The sequence below is a fragment of the Endozoicomonas sp. 8E genome, from assembly GCF_032883915.1.
Lineage (GTDB): Bacteria > Pseudomonadota > Gammaproteobacteria > Pseudomonadales > Endozoicomonadaceae > Endozoicomonas_A.
The window spans coordinates 4,473,516-4,495,315 of the sequence record NZ_CP120717.1; the positions used below are offsets into that span (position 1 = coordinate 4,473,516).

Here is a 21,800-nt window from a genome sequence, read left to right on the forward strand (position 1 = left end):
TACCATGTACAGAACTGAATTTGGTATGAAATGCAATTTAAAATATCAATTTTGATTATTGATATTTTCGAAGAAATGTTTGAAGAGAGCGCTACTGATCATTCGATTTAAACGGTCAGAAAAAATAGAGCAGAGTCTGACATAATGACTTCATACTCTGCCATAAGTATCTTCAAATCGAACAATATCATCTTCCCCAAGATAAGACCCGCTTTGAACTTCTATCAGCTCAAGGTCAAACTTACCGGGATTTTTCAGCCGATGAATAGCCCCGATAGGGATAAAGGTTGATTGGTTTTCGGTAAGTAGTGTCTCCTGGTCTCCATTGGTCACCAGCGCTGTACCTTTAACCACAATCCAATGTTCTGCCCGGTGATGGTGCTTCTGCAAGGATAACTGTGCACCCGGCTTCACGGTAATCCTCTTAACCTGAAAGCGGTCGCCCATATCAATGGAGTCGTACGCCCCCCAAGGCCGGTAAACTTTACGGTGCAGTTTTACCTCTGGCCTTTTTTCTGCTTTCAACCGATCAACAATTTTTTTAACATCCTGCACCCGGCTCTTATGGGCCACCAGGATGGCATCGTCGCTTTCGGTGATGACCAGGTCATTAACACCCAGTGTAACAATCAGTTTTTTCTCACTGCGAACGTAAGTGTTGCGGGTATCCTGTAGCAACACATCACCCTGAACAGAGTTCCCAGATTCATCCTTTTTACAGATATCCGCCAATGATGACCAGGAGCCGACATCGGACCAGCCCGCATCCAGTGACACCACTACCGCATCGGTGGTTTTTTCCATTACCGCATAATCGATGGATTCCTCGGGGCAGGCTTGAAATGCCGCTTCATCGAGTCGAACGAAATCAAGATCAGTACTTTCAATTGCCATGGCCTTTTCACAGGCTTGTAATATATCGGGGCGAAACTTGTTCAGCTCTTCCAGATAGCGGGTAGCCTTAAATAGGAACATACCGGAGTTCCAGTAATAGTCGCCGTCAGCAAGATAGCCCTGAGCTGTTTCCAGTTCAGGCTTCTCGACAAAACTTTCTACCAGGGCAACCTGTTCACTGTTACCTATTAATTCTTCACTGGCCTTGATATAGCCATAGCTGGTTTCCGGATGTGTAGGCACAACTCCAAAAGTCACCAGATCGCCGTCACTGGCCGCAGGTAACGCCGCTTCAATAGCATGATGAAAAGCAGGTACATCCTTAATCACATGATCCGCAGCCAACACTAATAACAGTGGCTCATTTTCCTCGGAAACAGCTTTGGCTTTCATTGCTGCCAGAGCAACCGCAGGTGCAGTATTTTTACCAACAGGTTCAAGAATGATGGCTGAAGCTTTTCGCCCTATCTGCCGAATTTGCTCAGCCACCAGGAAACGGTGCTCTTCATTTGCAATGACCATTGGATCGGAAACAGAGTCCAGCCCATCCAACCGGGAAAGGGTGTTTTGCAGCATTGTCTGTTCGTTTACCAGCGGCAAAAACTGCTTTGGATATAAAGAGCGGGACTGGGGCCAAAGTCTGCTGCCGGAGCCTCCGGACATGATTACGGGTATTAAATTCATATTGATGTTTTTGCAGTTGTGGGTTGTTTGGTAGAACTGTTTTTAGGGCTTGAACTCATGCCTCAAAACACATCACTCACAACTTATAGAAAATAATCTTTGGTATGTTGATGAACTTGCTCAGAAGCCAACAGCTCATTAACGGTAAACCAGCGATAATCCTGATGCTGATCAGCAGACAGATTATTGAGATTAATATCCAGTTTCAGCTCATAACCCAGCACCACGTAATGAGTACTAAAATTCTCGCCGGAAAAGTTATCAGGATATAAATGTTGATAAGACCGTAAGAACCGCGCTTGCTCAAACCATGCGTCACATCTCAGCTCCATTTTAACCAGACGATCAAAAGCATTTTCAAACCGTTCCTCTTTCTGAATGCGACCACCGGGTACAAACCAATACCCTTGGCCTGGGCGGTTATTCCGCAACCCCAACAATACCTGCTCTTGACTATTGCGAACAACTAAATCAATAGCCACAAGCGGCGTTGAGGCAACAATAGTTTTAAAGATTTCAACTTCAAGCATCTTAAACGACATCAAACCGAGCGTAACTCGGCAGCATGTTCCAGAAACCAATGGTAAGTCATCTCCAGTCCATCCTGTAAGGAAACTGAAGCCTTCCATCCCAGCCGCTCCAGCCGGGAAACATCCATCAGCTTGCGGGGAGTACCATCGGGCTTGGAAGTATCAAACAAAATTTCCCCTTCAAACCCTACTACCACCTTCATAGTTTCGGCCAGTTGACGAATGGTGCAATCTACACCGCTACCCACATTGATATGGGACATCATCGGTTGGGTGTGTTCGCTGTAGATGGTCTTATCCAGTTCCATGACATGAATACAGGCCGCCGCCATATCATCCACATGTAGAAACTCTCGCATGGGGGTGCCGGTTCCCCAGACCACTACTTCTTTGTCGTCCCGTAGTTTCGCCTCATGAAAGCGACGCATCATGGCCGGGATCACATGGCTGTTTTCCGGATGGAAATTATCATTCTCACCGTAAAGGTTGGTAGGCATTACCGAGCGGTAATCCACACCGTATTGGCGATTGTATGATTCACACAATTTGATGCCGGCAATTTTAGCGATGGCATAAGGCTCATTGGTGGCTTCCAGATGCCCGTTTAGCAGCACAGTTTCTACCATAGGCTGCTGTGCCAGCTTCGGATAAATACAGCTGGACCCGAGAAACAGCAATTGCTTGACACCAGCAGCATAAGCCTGATGGATAATATTGCACTCCATCATGAGGTTTTCATAAATAAACTCAGCCGGATAGGTATTATTGGCGTGAATGCCGCCAACTTTCGCTGCGGCCAGGTAGACCTGTTCAATTTTTTCAGACTGGAAAAAATCCTGAACCTCTGCCTGACTTGTTAGGTCCAGCAACTCCCGCTCACGGCTGACAATGTCAAAACCACCAATGGCTTCCAGTTTGCGTACAATAGCGGATCCCACCATCCCACGGTGGCCTGCTATATAGACTTTCTTCATATAATCTTGTTAACAACCGTCAATTATTCCCGTGATACTTTTATATCGTATCCGTGAGATTTGAGAAGTGCATGCTGCTTGGCCTTAGCAAGGTCGTGAGTGACCATCTCGGTTACCATATCCTCAAGTGAGGTTGTTGGCTCCCAGCCTAATTTTAATTTGGCATTGGTTGGATCACCTAAAAGGGTCTCGACTTCAGCAGGCCTGAAATAACGGGGGTCGACAGCAACAATTTTCTGTCCGACTTTTAAGGCTGGTGCATTTTCGCCGTTTATTTCTTTGACGTATCCACACTCTTCTGTACCTTGACCTTTCCAGGTTAACGTTATGCCCAGAACGGTTGCGGTAAACTCAACAAATTCTCTTACTGAGTATTGAACTCCGGTGGCTATTACAAAATCTTCCGGTTTTTCTTGCTGTAACATCAGCCACTGCATCTCGACATAATCACGAGCGTGCCCCCAATCCCGCAGTGCATCCATATTGCCCAGGTAGAGGCACTCTTCAAGGCCCTGGACAATGTTGCATAGTCCCCGGGTTATTTTGCGGGTAACAAAGGTTTCTCCCCGTCTCGGGGACTCGTGATTAAACAGAATCCCGTTACAGGCATACATGCCATAGGATTCTCTGTAGTTCACACTAATCCAGTAGGCATAAAGTTTGGCAACCGCGTAGGGAGAGCGCGGGTAAAACGGCGTTGTTTCCTTTTGGGGAGTCTCTTGTACAAGACCATATAGCTCAGAGGTCGACGCTTGATAAAATCGAGTCTTTTTTTCCAGCCCGAGAAAACGAATTGCTTCAAGCAATCTAAGGGTACCCAGTGCATCTACATCGGCGGTGTATTCTGGAGACTCAAATGAGACAGCAACATGGGACTGGGCTGCTAAGTTATAGACTTCATCGGGTTCTACTTCGCTAATGATGCGCGTCAGATTGGAGCTGTCGCTCAGATCACCATAATGTAATTTAAAACTTTGATTTTCTCTGTGCGGATCTTGATAGATATGGTCGATACGCTCGGAGTTAAATGAAGATGCGCGGCGTTTGATTCCATGCACATCATAACCTTTGTCAAGTAAAAACTCAGCAAGGTAAGAGCCATCTTGCCCTGTTACACCTGTGATAAGGGCAACTTTCTTGGACATAAATTTATCCTTTCGGAGATGAAAATAAAAAGCGGAAAATTCCAGGGAAAATCATGAAACCCCTCACCATGCGAGTACTTCAGACAAATAGAGTGTAGAAATTGCTACCAATTAATCACCATCATACCCAGGGAAAAATCTTGAAATTCTCTGCTATCACTAGGTTACAGCAGCATATATGCCCTGCGACTTAATGGTTATAAAGCATGCAATTTAATTCAAAACCAGACCAATTAAGACTTCAAAAGCATCAGGCATTTTTCTCTTTGCTAGTAATGAGCTTTGAGCTTAGTGAACACCAGCACTTTTATTTCTAAAAAAATGCAGGGTTTTATTATCCCCCCTGCATTTAATGCCTTTTGTCAGGTTCTTAAAGTTTTGAGTACTTTTAAATTCTTTCTATTTAGATTCAGGACATTCGAAATTAACTGCGGAGCAATCCAAGAATATCTTTTGTTTTTTCACTCATCAACACTTCATCTTTTTTACTTTCAACATTTAATCGCACTACTGGCTCAGTATTAGAACAACGAAGATTGAAACGCCAGTCTTGAAATTCAAGACTAACACCATCTGTATGGCCTATCGAAAGAGCATCTTGTTGATAGGCACTGAGTACTTTTTTAATTGCACTATTTGGGTTTTCTAATTTGCTGTTAATTTCGCCTGAAGATGGATAAGCTGCGATTCTTTCTTTCACCATCTCAGAAAGCTTCATTTTTTTGCGACACATAAGTTCAGCCACCAGGAGCCAGGGAATCATACCACTATCGCAGTAGGCAAAGTCACGGAAGTAGTGATGAGCACTCATTTCTCCACCGTAAATAGCATCTTCAGATCGCATTCTTTCTTTAATGAATGCATGACCCGTTTTGCTCACTATAGGAGTACCACCTAAATTTTTGACAACTTCAAGCGTATTCCAAATCAGTCTTGGATCGTGAATGATTTTTGCACCTTTCTCTTGATCAAGAAAAGCTTCTGCCAAGAGACCTACTATATAGTAACCCTCTATGAACTTGCCATTCTCATCAAAGAAAAAGCAACGATCAAAGTCACCATCGAAAGCGATGCCCATATCTGCATCATGGGCCTTTACTGCATCTATGGTATCTTGTCGACACTCTGGTAGCAGGGGGTTGGCTATGCCATTAGGGAATGTACTATCTGGTTCATTGTGAACTTTGATTAGTTCTACTGGTATATTGGCTGAAATAAACTTGCTTTCAATTGCATCAATGACATGACCCGCAGCTCCATTGCCACTGTTAATTACAAGTTTGAGGAGTGACAGGTTGTTAAGATTAATAAAACTGAGAATCTTCTCAATATAAGCATCGAGTATCGATACTTTCGTAAAAGTTCCTATCTGGCTTCTATTTTCAAACTTCCAGTTCCCAGTCTCAACAAGTTTTTTAATCTCAAATAATCCAGTATCTCCGCTTATCGGCTTAGCGTGTTCACGAACAAGCTTCATACCATTGTAATCAATTGGATTATGGCTTGCAGTGACTTCAATCGCACCATCGATATCAAGATATTGTGCGGCAAAATAGACTTCTTCTGTTCCGGTTAGCCCAAGATCTAGTACATCAGAACCTGCATCCTGCAAGCCTCGGGCTAGAGCGACCTTTAACTCTTCACTTGTTTCTCTAGCATCTCCACCTAAAGCAACTTTTTTAGCATTTAAATATTCACCAAATGCCCTGCCAATTCGATAGGCAACTTCATTATTTAATTCGGAGCCTAATTGTCCGCGAATATCGTATGCTTTAAAACAGGTTAATTCGTCCATCTCTTAGCTAGACCCTTATTAAACCCACGGAAAAATCATGAAACCCCACGGCAAAATCATGAAAGTGCCTGCCCAGCAAGGACTTCAGCCAGATAGCGTGTACTCATAGCGGCTTTCTTTTGTTTTCTCTTCAGGCCTGCTTTGAAGGTTTTCGTGTTGTTCAGCAGATTGACTGCAATATGCCTAAAGCCTGCTAAAATTTCTGCTCCGTCATTTCTTCGAATGCGACACTCGTCTTCTCACGGAAAAATCATGAAAGTGCCTGCCCAGCAAGGACTTCAGCCAGATAGCGTGTACTCATAGCGGCTTTCTTTTGTTTTCTCTTCAGGCCTGCTTTGAAGGTTTTCGTGTTGTTCAGCAGATTGACTGCAATATGTCTAAAGCCTGCTAAAATTTCTGCTCCGTCATTTCTTCGAATGCGACACTCGTCTTCTCTCATCGCAACATCGAGTTTCCAGTGAAGCTTATTCTCTATGTGCCAATGCTCCCGGCTGGCCTTACCCAATTGCTCAGCCGTTAGCTCTGCAGAGCTGATGTAGTAGCGAATGTAGACATCATCCAAGCTCACCAGCTCACCCTCAATTTCTCTCGATGACAGTACTGTTCCCAGGGTTTTTAAACCCGGCCAGTCGAAGGAAAAATTCACAAACTCATCGAAGATATCACTGACAAAATACATCCGGCTTTCTGTGCGGCCATGGCCTGTTTCTCGGGTCATATAGCTATCACCTTGCCATTGGTTCAGCTTCTCCAAAGAGAAGTGATGATCGAAGGCCTTTTCAAGCTTGCCCTGATTGCCCTTGACCGCCAGCAGATAGTCAGCCTCCTTTTCGACTATGGCCCGGGCTATATCTCGCTGACATCCCATGGCATCGAGTGTCACCAGACAGCCCTTTATTTCCAAGAGCTTCAGGAGTTCGGGGATGGCGGTTATTTCATTAGATTTCTCTTCTGTTTTAAGCTGCCCCAGCACCACGTTATTGGCCGCAGAGAAAGCACTAACCCTATGAATCGCACCGCGTTTTTTACTTTTATCGTAAGAACGTCTGAGCGTCTTGCCGTCGATGGCTATAACGTCTCCTTGAGTGACGTCATGACAGGCATTCATCCAGTCAATAAAGCACTTCTGGAATCGCTTTGGGCTGATGGTACTCACGACTCGCGCTATGGTGTCATTAGAAGGAACGCCTTCTTCAAAGTCACCGTACTGCTTAAGCCAGTCCAGCCGTTCATGACCAAAGTCTTCGATTTCACCCCAGCCTTCTGCGCCAGCAATGACAGCACAGATGGTCAGAAAAAGGATGTCTGTTAGCTTGTGACCGACTTTCCAAGCTTGGCGTGGGTCACTGATGATAGAGAGTTGTGAAATCAAATCGTGAGCATTCATGCTGAGGCCTTATCCTGATGTACAGGTATAAGACCATAGACGTATTAAAAAGAAAATAAATATAAGCTACGGGTCAATAATTTCAGGGGTTTTCATGATTTTTCCCTGCTGTCACAATGGCTTGCTGCTATGACTCAGTCAATCGCACCGTGCTCTCTCAATCATTGTTTTTAGAAACGCTACCGCCCTCCAGATAACACCTCCCTCTGAAAAGCAGCTTAAAAACCGTCTAATTTTTATTGACTACACAACCAACTACAGACTCTCCAAAGCGAAGCAACTGAGAGTTAAGAGACTTCTCCATATATCATGAAAAATTAAAACAAGAGTACCATTTATACATACACTGACAAGTACCAATCACCGAAATTACACGTCAAAATACGAATAATTTCATAAAGATACTAAAGTGTACGTAATACTCATATCAAAATTCTTATTTCAAAGGCAAGGCTTCACTGCCACCACCCATAACAGCACCAACCGTCAAAAACGACCCCACAACGAGAACCCTATCCCTGCTAGTTGAAACTTCTTTTAATTGTTGAAATCCAAGCTCCAAATTTTCAGTCATCACAGGCAAACCAGAATATCTAGCCACTGCTTCACTCAGATCAGCCTTATCAAGCGCTCTAGGCGAGTCAATATCAGTAACAACCCACTCATCAACAACTTCAGACAGAGTCTCGATAACCCCGTGATAATCCTTATCTTTATAGATGGCCATCAGTGCACGAGTTTTTCCTGATACAGGGTCTGATTTCAGACGCTCTACCAGCTTAGCTGCTGCCTGGGGGTTATGAGCAACATCAAGAACAACCTGAATTTTCTCCCCGCTTTTGTTGGTCTCAACGACTTTTTCATAGCGACCAGGAAGGCGCGATGCTTTTAAACCTTCTACGATGGCACCACGGCTTACCACTTCAGGTAAAAACTGAATTGCTTGCAGAGCAGTAGCAGCGTTATCAATGACTAACGCAGGTACAGGGAGGTCGACATACTCAATACAATCACCCGTTTTGTTCAAACCCTTCCAACTCCATGTTTTACCTTTTTCTTTTAGCTCGAACTCTTTATTTCTTCTATACAGAGCCGACTTCAGTCTGACAGCTTGATCGACAATACTGTCCGGTGTCTCAACACCACCAAATATTGCTGGTTTTTCGGAGCGAAAAATACCTGCTTTTTCTTTTGCTATGGCTTCGATACTGTAACCCAACCAGTCCTGATGATCCAAGCCTACTGTAGTAATAACTGAAACATCGGGCTCAATCACATTCGTGGCATCCAGACGACCACCGAGGCCAACCTCCATGAGCGCGATATCTACTTTTTCTTTCCGGAACACATCTACGGCCAACAGGACTGCAAACTCAAAATAGGAAAGCCAGTCACCGCCTAGCCCGTCATTTACTTTTTGAAAAGAATCACAGAGGCTTTCATCACTCGCTTCAGCACGATTGACTTTAATTCGCTCATTGAATCTGTGTAAATGCGGGGAGGTGTAGACGCCCACTTTATAACCAGCCGCAAGGAGAATAGACTCAAGAATAGCGACAGTCGAGCCCTTGCCATTGGTACCACCTACCGTGATAACGAAAGGCGCTGGCTTGATAAGAACCAGCCTCTCGGCCACCTTTCTAATTCTGTCCAAGCCAAGTTCCATTTCGTGTTCAGGCCGGGTGTTTTCCAACCAGTCAAGCCAATCAGACAGCTGCTCGAACGGAGGCTGACTGTTTTGCTGGTATGTCATGCAGGGATTCCTTGGAAGTACATCATGAAGGACGAATGGTTGCATATTTGCTTAAATCATTCCACGTCTGGTTTTGAACAGGTGATCTTTGATGAATTTTAACTAGAATGAACATTCATTTCTCAAATGGGGAAGCCCTGAGCTATGATCCAATACTTTAGATGGCCCAGCTTATGTGCGGTTTAAAGTTTGATCATGAAACCTCTGATAAGTTTCATGAGCTGGCTCGATTAAGAGATCAGTGTATCTCCTATCTGATCCGTGGAGCAGTTAATGACTTGATTGAGAAGACAGCGTGGCAAATAGTAGAGGTAGAAAAGACACTGGAGGACATTGATTCTGGCAAAGTTTCTACCAGGCCACTGGATGATTTTTTGACAGAAGCCAAAGAAATCCTCTCCAAACAGTCATAAAATCAAGAAAATCAAAACGAGCAGAGGAAGACTTCCACAGCCATATCAAACACTTTGATCGACTTAACCCGGAAACCCGTATCCCTCTGTCGAGCAGTATCAAAATAGAAAAAATACAGTTTGAATTTTCCGGGTTAACTCTTCAACCATCACCCAGTCGCTGAAATCACCTCTTCCTCAACCTCACTAAATTCCGAATCCGGCTCAGCAGGCGCAGGGGCCATGCCCTGCATTTTTCTGCACAGTCTTGCAACCGTCGAACGCATTTCGCCTCGATCAACAATCATATCGATGGCACCATGCTCCAGCAGAAACTCGCTGCGCTGGAAGCCTTCCGGCAACTTTTCACGAACGGTCTGTTCGATCACCCGTGGACCGGCAAAACCTATTAATGCTCCAGGCTCGGCAATATTCACATCACCCAACATAGCCAGAGAGGCAGACACACCGCCATAAACGGGATCTGTCAGCACCGAGAAATAAGGTACCGCCTGCTGTTTCATACGCTCCAGTGCCGCACTGGTTTTAGCCATCTGCATCAGGGAGAACAAGGCTTCCTGCATACGAGCACCGCCACTGGCAGAAAAACAGACAAAAGGAATCTTGAGCTCCAGGCTAAGCTCTGCCGCACGGGCAAACTTCTCGCCAACAACAGAACCCATTGATCCACCCATAAAGCTGAATTCGAAAGCCACAGCGACCACAGGCAGACCATCAAGCTGGCCCTTCATGGCCACCAGAGCATCTTTTTCACCGGTCTGCTTTTGGGCCGATGACAGGCGATCCTTGTATTTCTTTGAATCCCGGAACTTGAGCTTATCGACAGGCTCTATCTCAGAGAACAGCTCTTCAGTGCTGTTTTTATCCAGAAAATACTGCAGACGTTTTCGGGCACCGATACGCATGTGATGATTACATTTTGGACAAACGTACAAATTTTTCTCAAGCTCTGGACGATACAATACCGACTCACACTTAACACACTTGCGCCACAATCCTTCTGGCACATTGCTGCTCTTCTGTTGACTCGCAGAACGTGACAGCGAAGGTATCAGTTTGTCGACTAGCCAGTTACTCATTCACGCTTCCTGTCTGTTAGCAAGACTGAAAACAGGGAGCACCTGGATGTTCAGAGCACTCCCCATTTTCTATCGCCTTAATTCATTGGGTTAACCTTTATCCATTGCCTGACGCATGGCCTTCACATGGTCAGAAACCCGGTCGATAGCACCTTCCCCCTGGCTTTCATAATTAGCCAGCTCAGATACCAGCAGGGACCCTACTACCACACCATCCGCAACCGAAGAAATGGCAGCGGCAGACTCACCATCGCGAATACCAAATCCTACTCCTACAGGCAGATCGGTAAACCCTTTGATGTGAGTGACTCTGGACTGAACACTGTCCAGATCCAGCTTGTTCGAGCCTGTGACTCCCATTACCGAAACGTAATATACGAATCCTGAGGCAACAGAACAGATCTTCTGAATGCGCTCATCGGTGGTAGTCGGCGTAATCAGGTTGATCATATCAATCTGTCTGGGCTTTAAATACTCAACCAGATCACCGGCAAATTCCGCAGGCAGATCAACAATCAGTACACCGTCTACACCGGCTTCAGCTGCCCGGGTTGCAAACGCCTCATAACCCATAATCTCTACCGGGTTCAGGTAGCCCATCAGGACAATCGGTGTATTATTATCGTTTTCCCTGAAGCGAGTTACCATTGAAAAAACGTCATTCAATGTAACACCTTGTGATAATGCCCGCTCGTGAGCCTCTGCAATCACCGGCCCGTCAGCCATGGGGTCAGAGAACGGAAACCCCAGCTCAATCAGGTTAGCACCACTGGCTACCATCTTGTGCATAATGTCTACGGTCTTGCTGGCCGGATCACCCGCCGTTATGTATGGCATCAGAGCCTTCTGACCTTCTGAAGACAGTCGCTCAAAGCATCTTTTAATTCTCATAATGTTTTCTCCTCGAATGCTTAGAACGAAAGTCCATCAATCTCGGCCACGGTGTGAATATCCTTGTCACCCCGACCAGACAGATTGACAAGAATAATCTGATCCTTTTCCATGGTTGGAGCCAGCTGCTCAACAAAAGCCAGGGCATGAGAACTCTCAAGCGCCGGCATAATACCTTCCATTCGTGTCAGGCTTCTGAATGCCGCCAGGGCCTCATCATCTGTCACGCAAGGGTACTCTGCACGACCCACGGTTCTGAGATGGCTATGCTCTGGCCCTACTCCCGGATAATCCAGTCCAGCCGATACAGAATAGCTTTCAGTTATCTGACCATCGTCGTCACACATCAGGAAACTGCGCTGCCCCTGGAAAACGCCCTGTCTTTCACCAGACATTCTTGCGGCATGCTCTCCGGACTCGACACCGTGACCACCGGCTTCAACACCGTAGATTTTGACGTCTTCATCCTGCAGGAATTCATAGAACAATCCCATAGCATTAGAGCCCCCCCCCACACAGGCCACCAGCGCATCAGGCAGACGCTGAGTCATTTCCAAACATTGCCTGCGAGCCTCACGACCAATAACACTCTGAAAATTACGCACCATTTCCGGATACGGATGAGGGCCACAAACCGTTCCCAGAATATAGAAGGTTTCTTCCGGACGGGTTACCCAGTCACGCAGTGCTTCGTTGATGGCATCTTTCAGTGTTTGAGAGCCACTCTCCACCGGTACCACAGTGGCCCCAAGCAGCTTCATTCGGTAAACATTCAGCGCTTGTCGTTTTACGTCTTTAGCGCCCATGTAAACGATGCACTCCAGACCCAGTCTGGCAGCAACAGTAGCGGTAGCCACACCGTGCTGACCGGCACCGGTTTCGGCAATAATCCGCTTTTTACCCATGTGTTTGGCCAGCAGAGCCTGACCAATGGCATGATTGATTTTGTGGGCACCGGTATGATTCAGATCTTCGCGCTTCAGGTAGATTTGCGCACCACCCAGACTTTCAGACCAGCGCTCAGCATGATAAAGCGGTGAAGGCCTGCCTACGTAATGAGCCAGATCACGGTCAAAGTCAGCCTGAAATTCCGGATCATTCCAAAGCTTCTTGTAGGTCGACTCCAGCTCTTCAAGGACACACATAAGCGTTTCAGCCACATAACGTCCACCAAAACGACCAAAATGGCCGGATTCATCCGGCAGTTCGTGCAACTTTTTATAATCTACAGTCATTGTTTTACCGCCTCGACAAAGGCTTTCATCTTTTCGGGGTCTTTACCCCTGTCATTCTCTACACCACTGCTGACATCGACAGCAAAGGGCGCAACCTGTTCTATGGCTTGCGAAACATTCTCAGGATTCAGGCCACCCGCCAGAATAACAGGCTTATCCAGACTGTCGGGTATCAACTGCCAGTCAAAGGCCTCACCGGTTCCACCGGGTATACCTTTACGATAAGAATCCAGAAGCAGACCACAGGCACCGGGATAAGCGGCAGCACTTTCCTCAACAGACGTCCCGAGACGTACTCTGAGTGCCTTGATATATCTTCTTCGCCATCGCTCACACTCCTGATCGGTCTCATTGCCATGAAACTGCAACAGATCCAGAGGGACCTGATCCAGAACACCCCGGATAACCGCTTCCTCAGCGTCAACAAACAAACCTACCAGAGTGATAAAGGGCGGGACCGCAGCGGCAATTTCTCGAGCCTTACTAACGGACACAAACCGCTTGCTGGGCGCATAAAACACCAAACCCAATGCATCGGCACCCGCATTAACCGCTGCAAGCGCTTCTTCTACAGAGGTGACCCCACAGACCTTGATCCGAGTCTTCAACAATACCTCTCCTGTATGTGCCTATGGCTAATAAGGAACGCCTAAGGCATTCGATAACAGTGAACTCTCCCGGTCATCAGATAAACCGGTTAAATACGGCTTCTTTGATGAGTGAGCGATGGGAGTCATTGAACAGGATGCTTCCGTACCCCTCCTCAAGGAGAAGGAAATAAAACAGGATCAGAAAGCAGAACGTGGATGTTAGCAGAAATAGCCGACCCTTGTCTCATGGTGAAGAGACAAGAGCCAAATCAAGAGTAAAACTCATTTCAATTCAAACGCCTGGAAGGGTACTGCCCTCTGATGGCCAGATTGTAATAGCGACCCACAGATTCGGCCGACAGCAAATCCTGATAGACACTCTCAGGCACATCATAATATCGATAGAGACTGTCACTACCCACAAACTGGATTTCCAGTATCCGGGCCGTTGGATCATAGCCCGCAGACGCCAGCGCAGTTGAATCTACTGGCTGCCGATCAAAAGGTAAGGTTTCCAGACTATAGGCAACACTTCTGATCTGCTCCCTCAACATCTGGCCGCTGGGATCGCCCAAAACATAACTCATCCCAAAACTATGATTTTTCCAGTCGTCGCTCACAGTACTGTTTGTTACATTGGCGGGCAGAGGTCCGAAGGCAGCACTTCTCAAGAAATTAATCACCAGATCATCAGAAAGCGTCAGGTATCGGGTCACACTCTGTTGATCAACGGGATAACTCAACGGGTAACCTACCTGACTGGCCGGAGTGGCCACTGACACCATCCCCATTAACTTCAACTCATCCCAGGCGATGCCAGCGGTGAAAGTCTGATAAACCGAACGCCAGGACTCATTACCATAAAAGTTCCCCTGAGAATGAGCCACCAGCAAAACCTTTCGGCATTGGCTGATGTCTTGCGTGTATTGACTAATATGCCTGCGAAGGTCGCTATCGAAAACATAACTGAATGCATCATAGCTGACCACTATCAGCTCCAATCCTTCCCGGAACCAATTAGGTGCCGACTCCACTCCTGCAAGCCACAGTAAAATATTACTGTAATCTTGCAGCAGTTTTTGTCGCGCCACTTCGAGTATTTGATCAACAGGATTTTCGTTGTAGTTATAAGAAAGCCTGTAGCTGACCCGGTAACCGGGAAGCTGGCTTGCCATCATCACCTTCAGCCTACCCTGAGACTCAACGGCATCCTCCCGGTCGTTAAACATCCCATTACCATAAGCCATTGTTAAATCAGGTCTTGAAACAGGACACTCTGCAGCCCATAAATTCAAGCTGAAGCACACAATAAACAAGAGCATTACTTTCTTCATAATCATCCCTGAAAGAAGTTGAGACAGTGACTCATCCAGAACTATTCGGTTGAACCATTCACTGCAAAATCACATTGACTCGCAAAATCTTCCGGTAATGTGTAGGGCAGTCCACTTAGATGGCTATTCATTTTATTCCATGCCTCTATACGCTCTGACGTGTTATATATTTTCGCCTTCATTTTATGGCGAAATGCGGTGGCATCCCGGCCCATTATATGCAATAGACAAAGCACTGCCGAACCTGACTCATCATCCAATTCAATAATTTTTTCCCTGTCATAGGCATTTTCAAGTTTCTTCTGACTCACTTCCGCCAACTGCCTGGCTGCTTTCTTTTCTTGTTCAGAATCAGTCAGAGTTCTCTCAATAAACCGCTCAATATCGTCACGAACACCATCTTGATTACTGTCAATTCCTGCTAAACCTATCAAGCCATCCTCACCAGGATCGGGTGGCAGATCAAATAACCAGCGGGTTTCGACCGATTGCAGACATTGCTCCCAGGAGAGACTTTCAAAGCGCTTGTTTTTGTTCAATACCAGACAGTAGCGACTGTTTCTGAACTCAAAACTCAAACGTTGTTGCAGGTACTGAACCGGATAAAGGACACCGAATTTGCGCTCAGAGGCTACCGGATAGAACTGCTTGCGCCATCGAAAAACGTTCAGGGTTCTGCCTTCAAGAGAAACCACCTCATCTTCATCCACCTCCCAGTCCTGCAGTCTGCTCTGATCACAAGAACGGGAATAGACCATCCTTCCACTGCTAAAGTGAGGTAGCCAGTTAAACTTCTTTTTAATATTTTGACTCCATTGGTCTCGCTCCTTCGAACCCTCCTGAAGACAGATTCCCTCCTCCTGAGCAGCTGATTCCAGTGATCCGGCCCGTGCTATTCCACTCAAGACCAATGAAACTAAGACGTAGACGATAAAGCCTGCTGTAGACCGATGTCGTTTTCTCATATCCCATCCCTGATTGCCTATTTCCTTAGCTACAAAAACATCAATCGATAAAGACAAATGCTTTATTCAATAAAAAGACCTCTTACCAACCAGTTTGTCAAGTACCTTCAGATCACCAAGGCAGCGTCGAGGCTACAAAGAAAGGATTTGGTTCACTTTTTGGCAGTTCGTAATCTGCCGGATAACCCACATCAACAAAATAAAGACCATGGGGCTTGGCTGTGGTACCGCCTTCAGAACGTTTTCGGGCCTCCAACACTTCTTTTGCCCAGACTGGTGGTTTTCTGCCCGCACCAATTTCCAGAAGAACACCCGTGATGTTTCTTACCATATGATGAAGAAAAGCATTCGCCCTGACATCAATCACCACCATATCGCCATGTCTGTAGACATTCAGATGCTGAATTTCACGAACTGCATGTTTCGCCTGACACTGCACCGCACGGTAAGAATCAAAATCATGCTCACCAACAAGGTGCTGCCCGGCAATATTCATCAACTCTACATCCAGTGGCCGGTAGTAAAATGTGACACCTTTGGGCAGGTGAGCGGGTCTCACCGGTCGATTGAGAATCACATAGCGATATCTGCGCCACAGAGCAGAATAGCGGGCATGAAAGTCTTCACTGACAGGCTGAACCCAGTTGAAGGTAATGTCATCCGGCAGGTTGGAGTTCCCTCCAAATGTCCAACCATAACCACTACGAACAGACTCAGTATCAAAATGAATAATCTGGTTGCAACCATGCACTCCGGCATCCGTCCGTCCTGCACAAACGACAGATACAGGATGATTGGCTACGTTCGACAACGCCTTTTCTACAGCAGTCTGAACCGAGGGAAGCCCTGACTTCAGACTCTGCCAACCATGGTAACGGGAACCGTCGTATTGAACACTGGCAGCTAATCGCGGCATGAAAAATACTCACTCCATCCATTAAAGAGGCTGCTGCAAAACGCCAATAACTCATTTCCACGCTGGGACCAGGAGAGCTTTGAGCATAGGTGCCAGAGTTTTACAACAGCCGCTAAAAGGAGGGAAATTTATCAGGAGGCAGAAACAATTGGTAGGGCAGCAAGCCGAATAAATATAGGGTCCGACTCGTATTTATACTCAGAGAAGCAATCTTTGGTAGTCGAATGAAAAACACGTTTATTTCCCAGATCCATCACTTTCCTGGTCTATCTTTACCTCCTACAAAAACACAAATAGATGTAAGGATAGATTTTTGAAAAACTTACTCTCTAATAGATGTAATGACAGAGTCTTCAGAAAACCACTCTCTGCGGGACTCGTGTTGCTGTTACTCACATTGCCTGCCCTATGCCAGGCCGAATCATTTAAAAGAGGCTTTGTTGTCGAGTTGCAACAGGATGGAAGCTCTCCAACAGGCAGCTTTTCCATACTGCAAGATCCGCACACCTTACTGAGCACCCCGTCATACCTTACCGATATAAACGACTATGCGGAAGCAATTCTGCCATCTGAAGACAAAACAGACAAACTTGGCTATGGGGTAAAAACCTCCTTATTTGATTCGATCTCATGGCAGTTGATTTACGCCACTCATTTTCTGGTTGCTTACAAACTGGTTATGATTACCAGCGACGCCACTCTGCGCACAAAACTTTATTCAGGGGTACCTGCAGAAGCGTTTGTCGCTGTCGGCACGCTTTTGCAAAGCTATTGGAACACCGATTCCCCCCTGTTCAATCCGATAGGGCAACTGGAGGCAAGTCAGGATGATCCGTTTGTGATCACCACGATGATGCTCCCCGGACATGGTCAACAACAAAGTCAACAAAAAAGCCAGGAACCAAACCAGCCATCAGCATCACCCGGTCAGCAAGCCTCTCATTCAACCAGGCTACTTAAAGCCACTCTCACCTACCGTTCTGGCTCCGGTGACGGTAACAAAGGCCCCGGACAACAAAAGCATACTTTAGGTTTAAATTGTCACGTCGACACCTGTAATGGCGTTTGTAAACTTCGACAATCATCGGATAGTAGCGAGTCATCAGAAGAGGGGTCGCTGAATGCCGCAGAAACTCCAACAAACCATACCACAGGGACAACAGAACAAGGCATGCAATGCGCACGAATGGATGATCTCATCCAAGCCCTGCACGATCTTCAGCCACACGCCCTTACATCATCGTTTATCAAGCCGGAAAATGAACCGCGTGAACAGAGAAGAGCCCAAAAGAAGCAACCCAAGCGCTTACATAGCACCGTCAGCAGCCTGAATAGAAGAAGATCCAGTCTCTTCGAGCAACACCATTGTAACGAGACAGTGGTCGGAGCGGATGGCAAAGAGCACCGATGCGATCGGGTCTCAGTCAGCGCTTCAGCCCTCAAGCGTCACAAAAAAAGATTCCACACCGAATCACAAACTTGTGACGAGCCAGCGGTTGGAGAGGATGATCAACAGCAGCCATGCGGAACGACCTTAGAGAACTGTGAAGCGCTGCCCTATCAAACTGAAGCGCATCGAAAAGGCAAGCAGCCTCTTGATACAAAACAGGATGATAATGACTTTAATCCTTCAGAAGAAAGTAAAGAGTGATCCAGCTTCCAACCCTATTAAAAGACACTTCCAGAATGGATAGACATCTCAGATATCATCAGTTTTTTCATCCCAACAAAAGGTCTGTTCTGAAATGCTGGTTAAACTTCTGGCAGACATTCGTTACCTGTTGCTTTAATCCCGATTCCAATGAATCGGGATAGGGCGTAGCCTCACAGCTACGCTCACCGGGTAGAAGGAGCTACCAATTGTAGCTCCAACCCCCTCAGATCCCGGCGTGCGGATTTCCCGCACCGGGCTCTTCGATATTTGACTCACAGCACAGCCATGGATTTCATTGCCATAAAAGGCAGCATCATCCTCGGTTTCTGTAACGGCAGAAGCTGCTTGAGATTATGGTACTTTTCCCATGGAATCTTGCCTTTCCGGCATCGGCTACACAGCATCTTGTACCAGTAGCGGTCAACAAACCGGTAAAGCTTCTCCATACTTCGGAAGTTTCCTCCCAGACCGTAATACGCATAATGCCCTCTCAACCGTCGATTGATCGCTGTCACTTGTTCGTGCAGCGGATCATGGCGTATTCGTCTCAGCAGTTCCTTCAGTTTGGCTATGCTGCGTCTTAGGCGGGATTTTTCCGTTCTCCTTCCCACCATGAAGTTTCCTTTCAGATTCCTTGTGCAGTAGTGCGTAAAGCCAAGGAAGTAAACCGTCTCCGATCGTCTTCCCCACGACTGGCAAAACGTCCGAACCTGACTAACCGGGTTTTATCCGGCTCCAGTTTCAACGCAAATTTCTCCAGTCGCTGTGGCAGCACATTCATGAACCGCTCCGCATCACTGCGATACTGAAAACACACCACAAAGTCATCAATGTACCTGATCAGCCATGCCTCGCCTTTTAGCCGGGGCTTGACCTTGCACTCGAACCAGAGGTCAAGCACATAATGCAGGTACAGGTTGCTCAGAACTACGCTGATCGGCCCACCCTGAGGCGTACCTTCTTCACACTCTTGCAACTCCCCGGCCTCCATCACCCCGGCTTTCAACCAGCGCCGTATAAGGTTCAGAATTCTGGGATCACCGACCCGGTGTTCCACAAAACGAAGCAGCCATCCATGGTCAAGACTCCCAAAGAAATTCTTCAAGTCCGCTTCCAGCACCCAGCTGACCTTTCGGCCTGAAACCACCTCGTTAAAAGTGGACAGGGCATGGTGCGCTCCCAGTCGTGGCCTGCCACCCATGGAACAGGGCAAAAAGTCCTGCTCATAAATAGCATTCAGCACATCAGCAACACTTCGCTGCAAAGCCCGGTCATTGATGCAGGGAACACCCAGAGGGCGCTTTTCCTTTTTCCCCGGCTTGGGTATCCATGCCCTTTTGACCGGCGGTGCCTTGTAGCCTTGCCGATGGATAGACGTCAGTGTCTGTTGCAACCACCGCTTAAAGTCTTTCTTTGTCTCTTCGACAGTCAGCCCATCGACTCCGGGCGATGTGTTGTGTGGAATCTTGTTCAGATTCATACACAGGCTCGCCGGGGTAATATGATGTGCCAGACTTGTGAAGCGAAGTTTCGGATAACTCCGGGCTTTCGCTGCTACCCTCTCCAGTCCCGTTGCCATGGCTGGTTTACCTTCTCACTGCGTAAAAGACCGTAACTCCCTCAGATGTGGAGCCCATGTTTCCCTGGAAAGGCTCAAATACCGCCAGCCGCTTCCCCATGTGACGGGCTCTCCCCGCCTCGGAGTACTATCAGCTGGTCTGACTTCCTGAACGTCATCAAGTCGTTCTTGCTTTACAGGCTCGTCGGACCCTACAGGCTCCGCCTGAACGTTCAGGATCTCCCTTGTTCACGTAAAATCATTCGATAACATGCCGTGGGTACGAACCCCGGAAGCAGTCGGGATGCCTTGTCATTAGCGGAGCTCCCGACTTCCGCTTTCCCCATTGAGAGAGAAGGTCAGCCACTTCAACCACGTTCAATTTCGGGGCTAATTATCCCTTAGCAGACGTTACGGCCTGTTATCACCCTGTCTACGCTTCGCAGTAGTCGTTACCTTCTACCACGCAAGACTCGGTACACGGCTGCCGACCACAGCTTTACCGCGATGACCATTTCAGGTCACAAGATTTTACGCGCTTGCAAGGCGCAACTCCCACAACACCCAGCATACGGGTCCGTACTGGGCGTTTCGGTCAGTTAAGCAGCCAATAATCTAATCAAACCTAATTCATCGAACCAACTATTCGGCAATGCTAAGTGTAGCGCAGGACTCCGGCTTATCCGCCAGTACCCTTTGCTCGATCCTACTGTCTGCCTCGTCAGCTCTTCACTGACTCCTCGCCTTCTTAGCTCCGCATATCGCTTCGGACTTTTCTTCCATTGATACCAGAGCAAACTTCTCAATCGTCGCCTGATCCAGCAGTCAAAGTTTTCAAACTCCGAACGGGTTTCAACTTCTCGAAAGTAGTTCTTCCAGCCCCGTAAATAGCGATTCAGAGACTCCAATCTCTGCTCCAGTGACCGCCCGCCTTTGCGGGTTAGTTGTTTGACCTTGTCCCTGAACCGCTTGCAGGTTTTATCTGCCAGCTTCTTCCTGCCATCTCTGGTAAAGCTGTATCCCAGGAACGCCCGCCTCCATGCCTTGTCAACTGCACTTTTCGCAACGTTGACCTTTAGCTTCAGCTTACTTTCGATGTAACGAGTCAAACTTGCCATCACTCTCTCGCCTGCTTTCTTGCTTCGCACAAACACCCGACAGTCGTCAGCATAACGTACAAATCGTAAATCACGCTTTTCTAACTCTTTATCGAGTTCATCCAGTACGATGTTAGATAACACAGGTGAGAGCGGTCCTCCCTGAGGCACTCCTTCAGTCTGCGGTTTTACCAGCCCGTTCTCCATCACTCCGGACTGTAGGAATCGTCGAATTAAACGTAATACATCCTTGTCATCTGTGTGAACGGCCAGTTTTGCCATCAGTCGATCATGGTTAACCCGGTCGAAGAATTTCGACAGGTCAATGTCCACAACCCAGTTATATCCTTCTCGGATATACGACTGAGCCTGATTAATCGCCTGATGAGCTGACCGGTTCGGCCTGAACCCGTAACTGAAAGCTGAAAACCTTAGTTCCCACTCGGCCTGCAATACTTGCTGTATCGCTTGCTGCACCATTCGGTCTAAGGCGATTGGTATACCCAACTGCCTTTCTCCTCCGTCCGGTTTGGGAATCAGTACTCGCCTTACGGGAGCAGGACGCCATTCTCCCTGCAAAGACATTGCCGCAGTTCATGACCATGTTCTTGTAGATGGGTGTACAACCCTTCCACTGTCATACGGTCGATGCCTGCTGCGCCTTTATTGCGTTTAACTCGCTGAAAGGCTCTTGTTAAATTATTGGGGTTGGCGATACGTTCCATCAGGCTCGTACCACCCGCCGGGCTTTCGTAATCCTGTGATACCGACACGACCTCAGCTCTCATAGCCTTGCAGCCTCCGGTTCCGCCGTGACCACTTGGCATGAGTTCCAGTGTTTTCTGGATTTGTCTGCGTCCAGTGTATCGAATAACAGAAACTACTCACCACTCTGTACCGTTCAAG

General features: G+C 47.1%; 20 protein-coding genes and 1 pseudogene. 2 read left to right on the forward strand and 19 right to left on the reverse strand.

The window, feature by feature from the left end; genetic code table 11:
* Positions 1–150: 150 nt before the first annotated feature.
* The 8 genes and pseudogenes from P6910_RS14700 to folC all read right to left on the reverse strand — a co-directional run bounded on the left by P6910_RS14700 (position 151) and on the right by folC (position 9,207).
* Positions 151–1,578 carry a mannose-1-phosphate guanylyltransferase/mannose-6-phosphate isomerase gene (locus P6910_RS14700; protein ID WP_317142033.1) on the reverse strand — a complete coding sequence of 476 codons (1,428 nt, stop codon included), beginning with the start codon at positions 1,576–1,578 and terminating at the stop codon, positions 151–153.
* An 83-nt stretch (positions 1,579–1,661) separates the two neighbouring features.
* Entirely contained in the window at positions 1,662–2,120 is a 459-nt protein-coding gene (locus P6910_RS14705) for a GDP-mannose mannosyl hydrolase (protein ID WP_317142034.1), read from the reverse strand.
* Complete coding sequence (locus P6910_RS14710) at positions 2,120–3,082, reverse strand: GDP-L-fucose synthase (protein WP_317142035.1); 963 nt, start codon at positions 3,080–3,082, stop codon at positions 2,120–2,122. Before P6910_RS14710 ends, P6910_RS14705 begins: the two co-directional genes overlap by 1 nt.
* A gap of 23 nt (positions 3,083–3,105) precedes the next feature.
* The gene (gene gmd, locus P6910_RS14715; RefSeq protein ID WP_317142036.1) at positions 3,106–4,227 is read right to left on the reverse strand and encodes a GDP-mannose 4,6-dehydratase; all 1,122 of its coding nucleotides are present in this window, start codon (positions 4,225–4,227) and stop codon (positions 3,106–3,108) included.
* A gap of 424 nt (positions 4,228–4,651) precedes the next feature.
* Positions 4,652–6,022, reverse strand: coding sequence for a phosphomannomutase CpsG (locus P6910_RS14720; protein WP_317142037.1), 1,371 nt, complete (start codon positions 6,020–6,022; stop codon positions 4,652–4,654).
* Between the two features lie 56 nt (positions 6,023–6,078).
* Positions 6,079–6,261: pseudogene (locus P6910_RS14725) on the reverse strand (ISAs1 family transposase); the annotation flags it as partial.
* Positions 6,262–6,272: 11 nt separating this feature from the next.
* Complete coding sequence (locus P6910_RS14730; RefSeq protein ID WP_317142038.1) at positions 6,273–7,409, reverse strand: ISAs1 family transposase; 1,137 nt, start codon at positions 7,407–7,409, stop codon at positions 6,273–6,275.
* Positions 7,410–7,845: 436 nt separating this feature from the next.
* Positions 7,846–9,207, reverse strand: coding sequence for a bifunctional tetrahydrofolate synthase/dihydrofolate synthase (folC, locus tag P6910_RS14735; protein ID WP_317142039.1), 1,362 nt, complete (start codon positions 9,205–9,207; stop codon positions 7,846–7,848).
* 116 nt (positions 9,208–9,323) lie between these two features.
* On the opposite strand from folC, the gene P6910_RS14740 reads away from it, so the two are divergent.
* Complete coding sequence (locus P6910_RS14740) at positions 9,324–9,575, forward strand: hypothetical protein (RefSeq protein ID WP_317142040.1); 252 nt, start codon at positions 9,324–9,326, stop codon at positions 9,573–9,575.
* 149 nt (positions 9,576–9,724) lie between these two features.
* On the opposite strand, the gene accD is transcribed toward P6910_RS14740, so the two are convergent.
* From accD to truA, 7 genes are all read right to left on the reverse strand, one after another.
* Entirely contained in the window at positions 9,725–10,654 is a 930-nt protein-coding gene (accD, locus tag P6910_RS14745; protein WP_317142041.1) for an acetyl-CoA carboxylase, carboxyltransferase subunit beta, read from the reverse strand.
* 90 nt (positions 10,655–10,744) lie between these two features.
* A complete protein-coding gene (trpA, locus tag P6910_RS14750; protein ID WP_410493935.1) occupies positions 10,745–11,548 on the reverse strand; it encodes a tryptophan synthase subunit alpha in 804 nt (267 codons plus the stop codon).
* Between the two features lie 17 nt (positions 11,549–11,565).
* Positions 11,566–12,780 carry a tryptophan synthase subunit beta gene (trpB, locus tag P6910_RS14755; RefSeq protein WP_317142043.1) on the reverse strand — a complete coding sequence of 405 codons (1,215 nt, stop codon included), beginning with the start codon at positions 12,778–12,780 and terminating at the stop codon, positions 11,566–11,568.
* Positions 12,777–13,391: a phosphoribosylanthranilate isomerase gene (locus P6910_RS14760; RefSeq protein ID WP_317142044.1), complete on the reverse strand. Its 615-nt coding sequence runs from the start codon at positions 13,389–13,391 to the stop codon at positions 12,777–12,779. The genes trpB and P6910_RS14760 overlap by 4 nt, the downstream gene beginning before the upstream one ends.
* 266 nt (positions 13,392–13,657) lie before the next feature.
* Positions 13,658–14,617 carry a KTSC domain-containing protein gene (locus P6910_RS14765; RefSeq protein ID WP_317142045.1) on the reverse strand — a complete coding sequence of 320 codons (960 nt, stop codon included), beginning with the start codon at positions 14,615–14,617 and terminating at the stop codon, positions 13,658–13,660.
* A gap of 128 nt (positions 14,618–14,745) precedes the next feature.
* Entirely contained in the window at positions 14,746–15,609 is an 864-nt protein-coding gene (locus tag P6910_RS14770) for a hypothetical protein (protein WP_317142046.1), read from the reverse strand.
* Positions 15,610–15,781: 172 nt separating this feature from the next.
* A complete protein-coding gene (gene truA / locus P6910_RS14775; protein WP_317142047.1) occupies positions 15,782–16,585 on the reverse strand; it encodes a tRNA pseudouridine(38-40) synthase TruA in 804 nt (267 codons plus the stop codon).
* Between the two features lie 313 nt (positions 16,586–16,898).
* On the opposite strand from truA, the gene P6910_RS14780 reads away from it, so the two are divergent.
* The gene (locus P6910_RS14780; protein ID WP_317142048.1) at positions 16,899–18,236 is read left to right on the forward strand and encodes a hypothetical protein; all 1,338 of its coding nucleotides are present in this window, start codon (positions 16,899–16,901) and stop codon (positions 18,234–18,236) included.
* 275 nt (positions 18,237–18,511) lie between these two features.
* On the opposite strand, the gene P6910_RS14785 is transcribed toward P6910_RS14780, so the two are convergent.
* The 4 genes from P6910_RS14785 to P6910_RS14800 all read right to left on the reverse strand — a co-directional run bounded on the left by P6910_RS14785 (position 18,512) and on the right by P6910_RS14800 (position 21,721).
* Positions 18,512–18,853, reverse strand: coding sequence for a group II intron maturase-specific domain-containing protein (locus tag P6910_RS14785; RefSeq protein ID WP_317142049.1), 342 nt, complete (start codon positions 18,851–18,853; stop codon positions 18,512–18,514).
* An 11-nt stretch (positions 18,854–18,864) separates the two neighbouring features.
* Positions 18,865–19,818 carry a reverse transcriptase domain-containing protein gene (locus P6910_RS14790; RefSeq protein WP_317142050.1) on the reverse strand — a complete coding sequence of 318 codons (954 nt, stop codon included), beginning with the start codon at positions 19,816–19,818 and terminating at the stop codon, positions 18,865–18,867.
* 578 nt (positions 19,819–20,396) lie between these two features.
* Positions 20,397–21,479 carry a group II intron reverse transcriptase/maturase gene (gene ltrA, locus P6910_RS14795; RefSeq protein WP_317142051.1) on the reverse strand — a complete coding sequence of 361 codons (1,083 nt, stop codon included), beginning with the start codon at positions 21,477–21,479 and terminating at the stop codon, positions 20,397–20,399.
* A complete protein-coding gene (locus tag P6910_RS14800; RefSeq protein ID WP_317142052.1) occupies positions 21,443–21,721 on the reverse strand; it encodes a hypothetical protein in 279 nt (92 codons plus the stop codon). The genes ltrA and P6910_RS14800 overlap by 37 nt, the downstream gene beginning before the upstream one ends.
* Between the last annotated feature and the right edge of the window lie 79 nt (positions 21,722–21,800).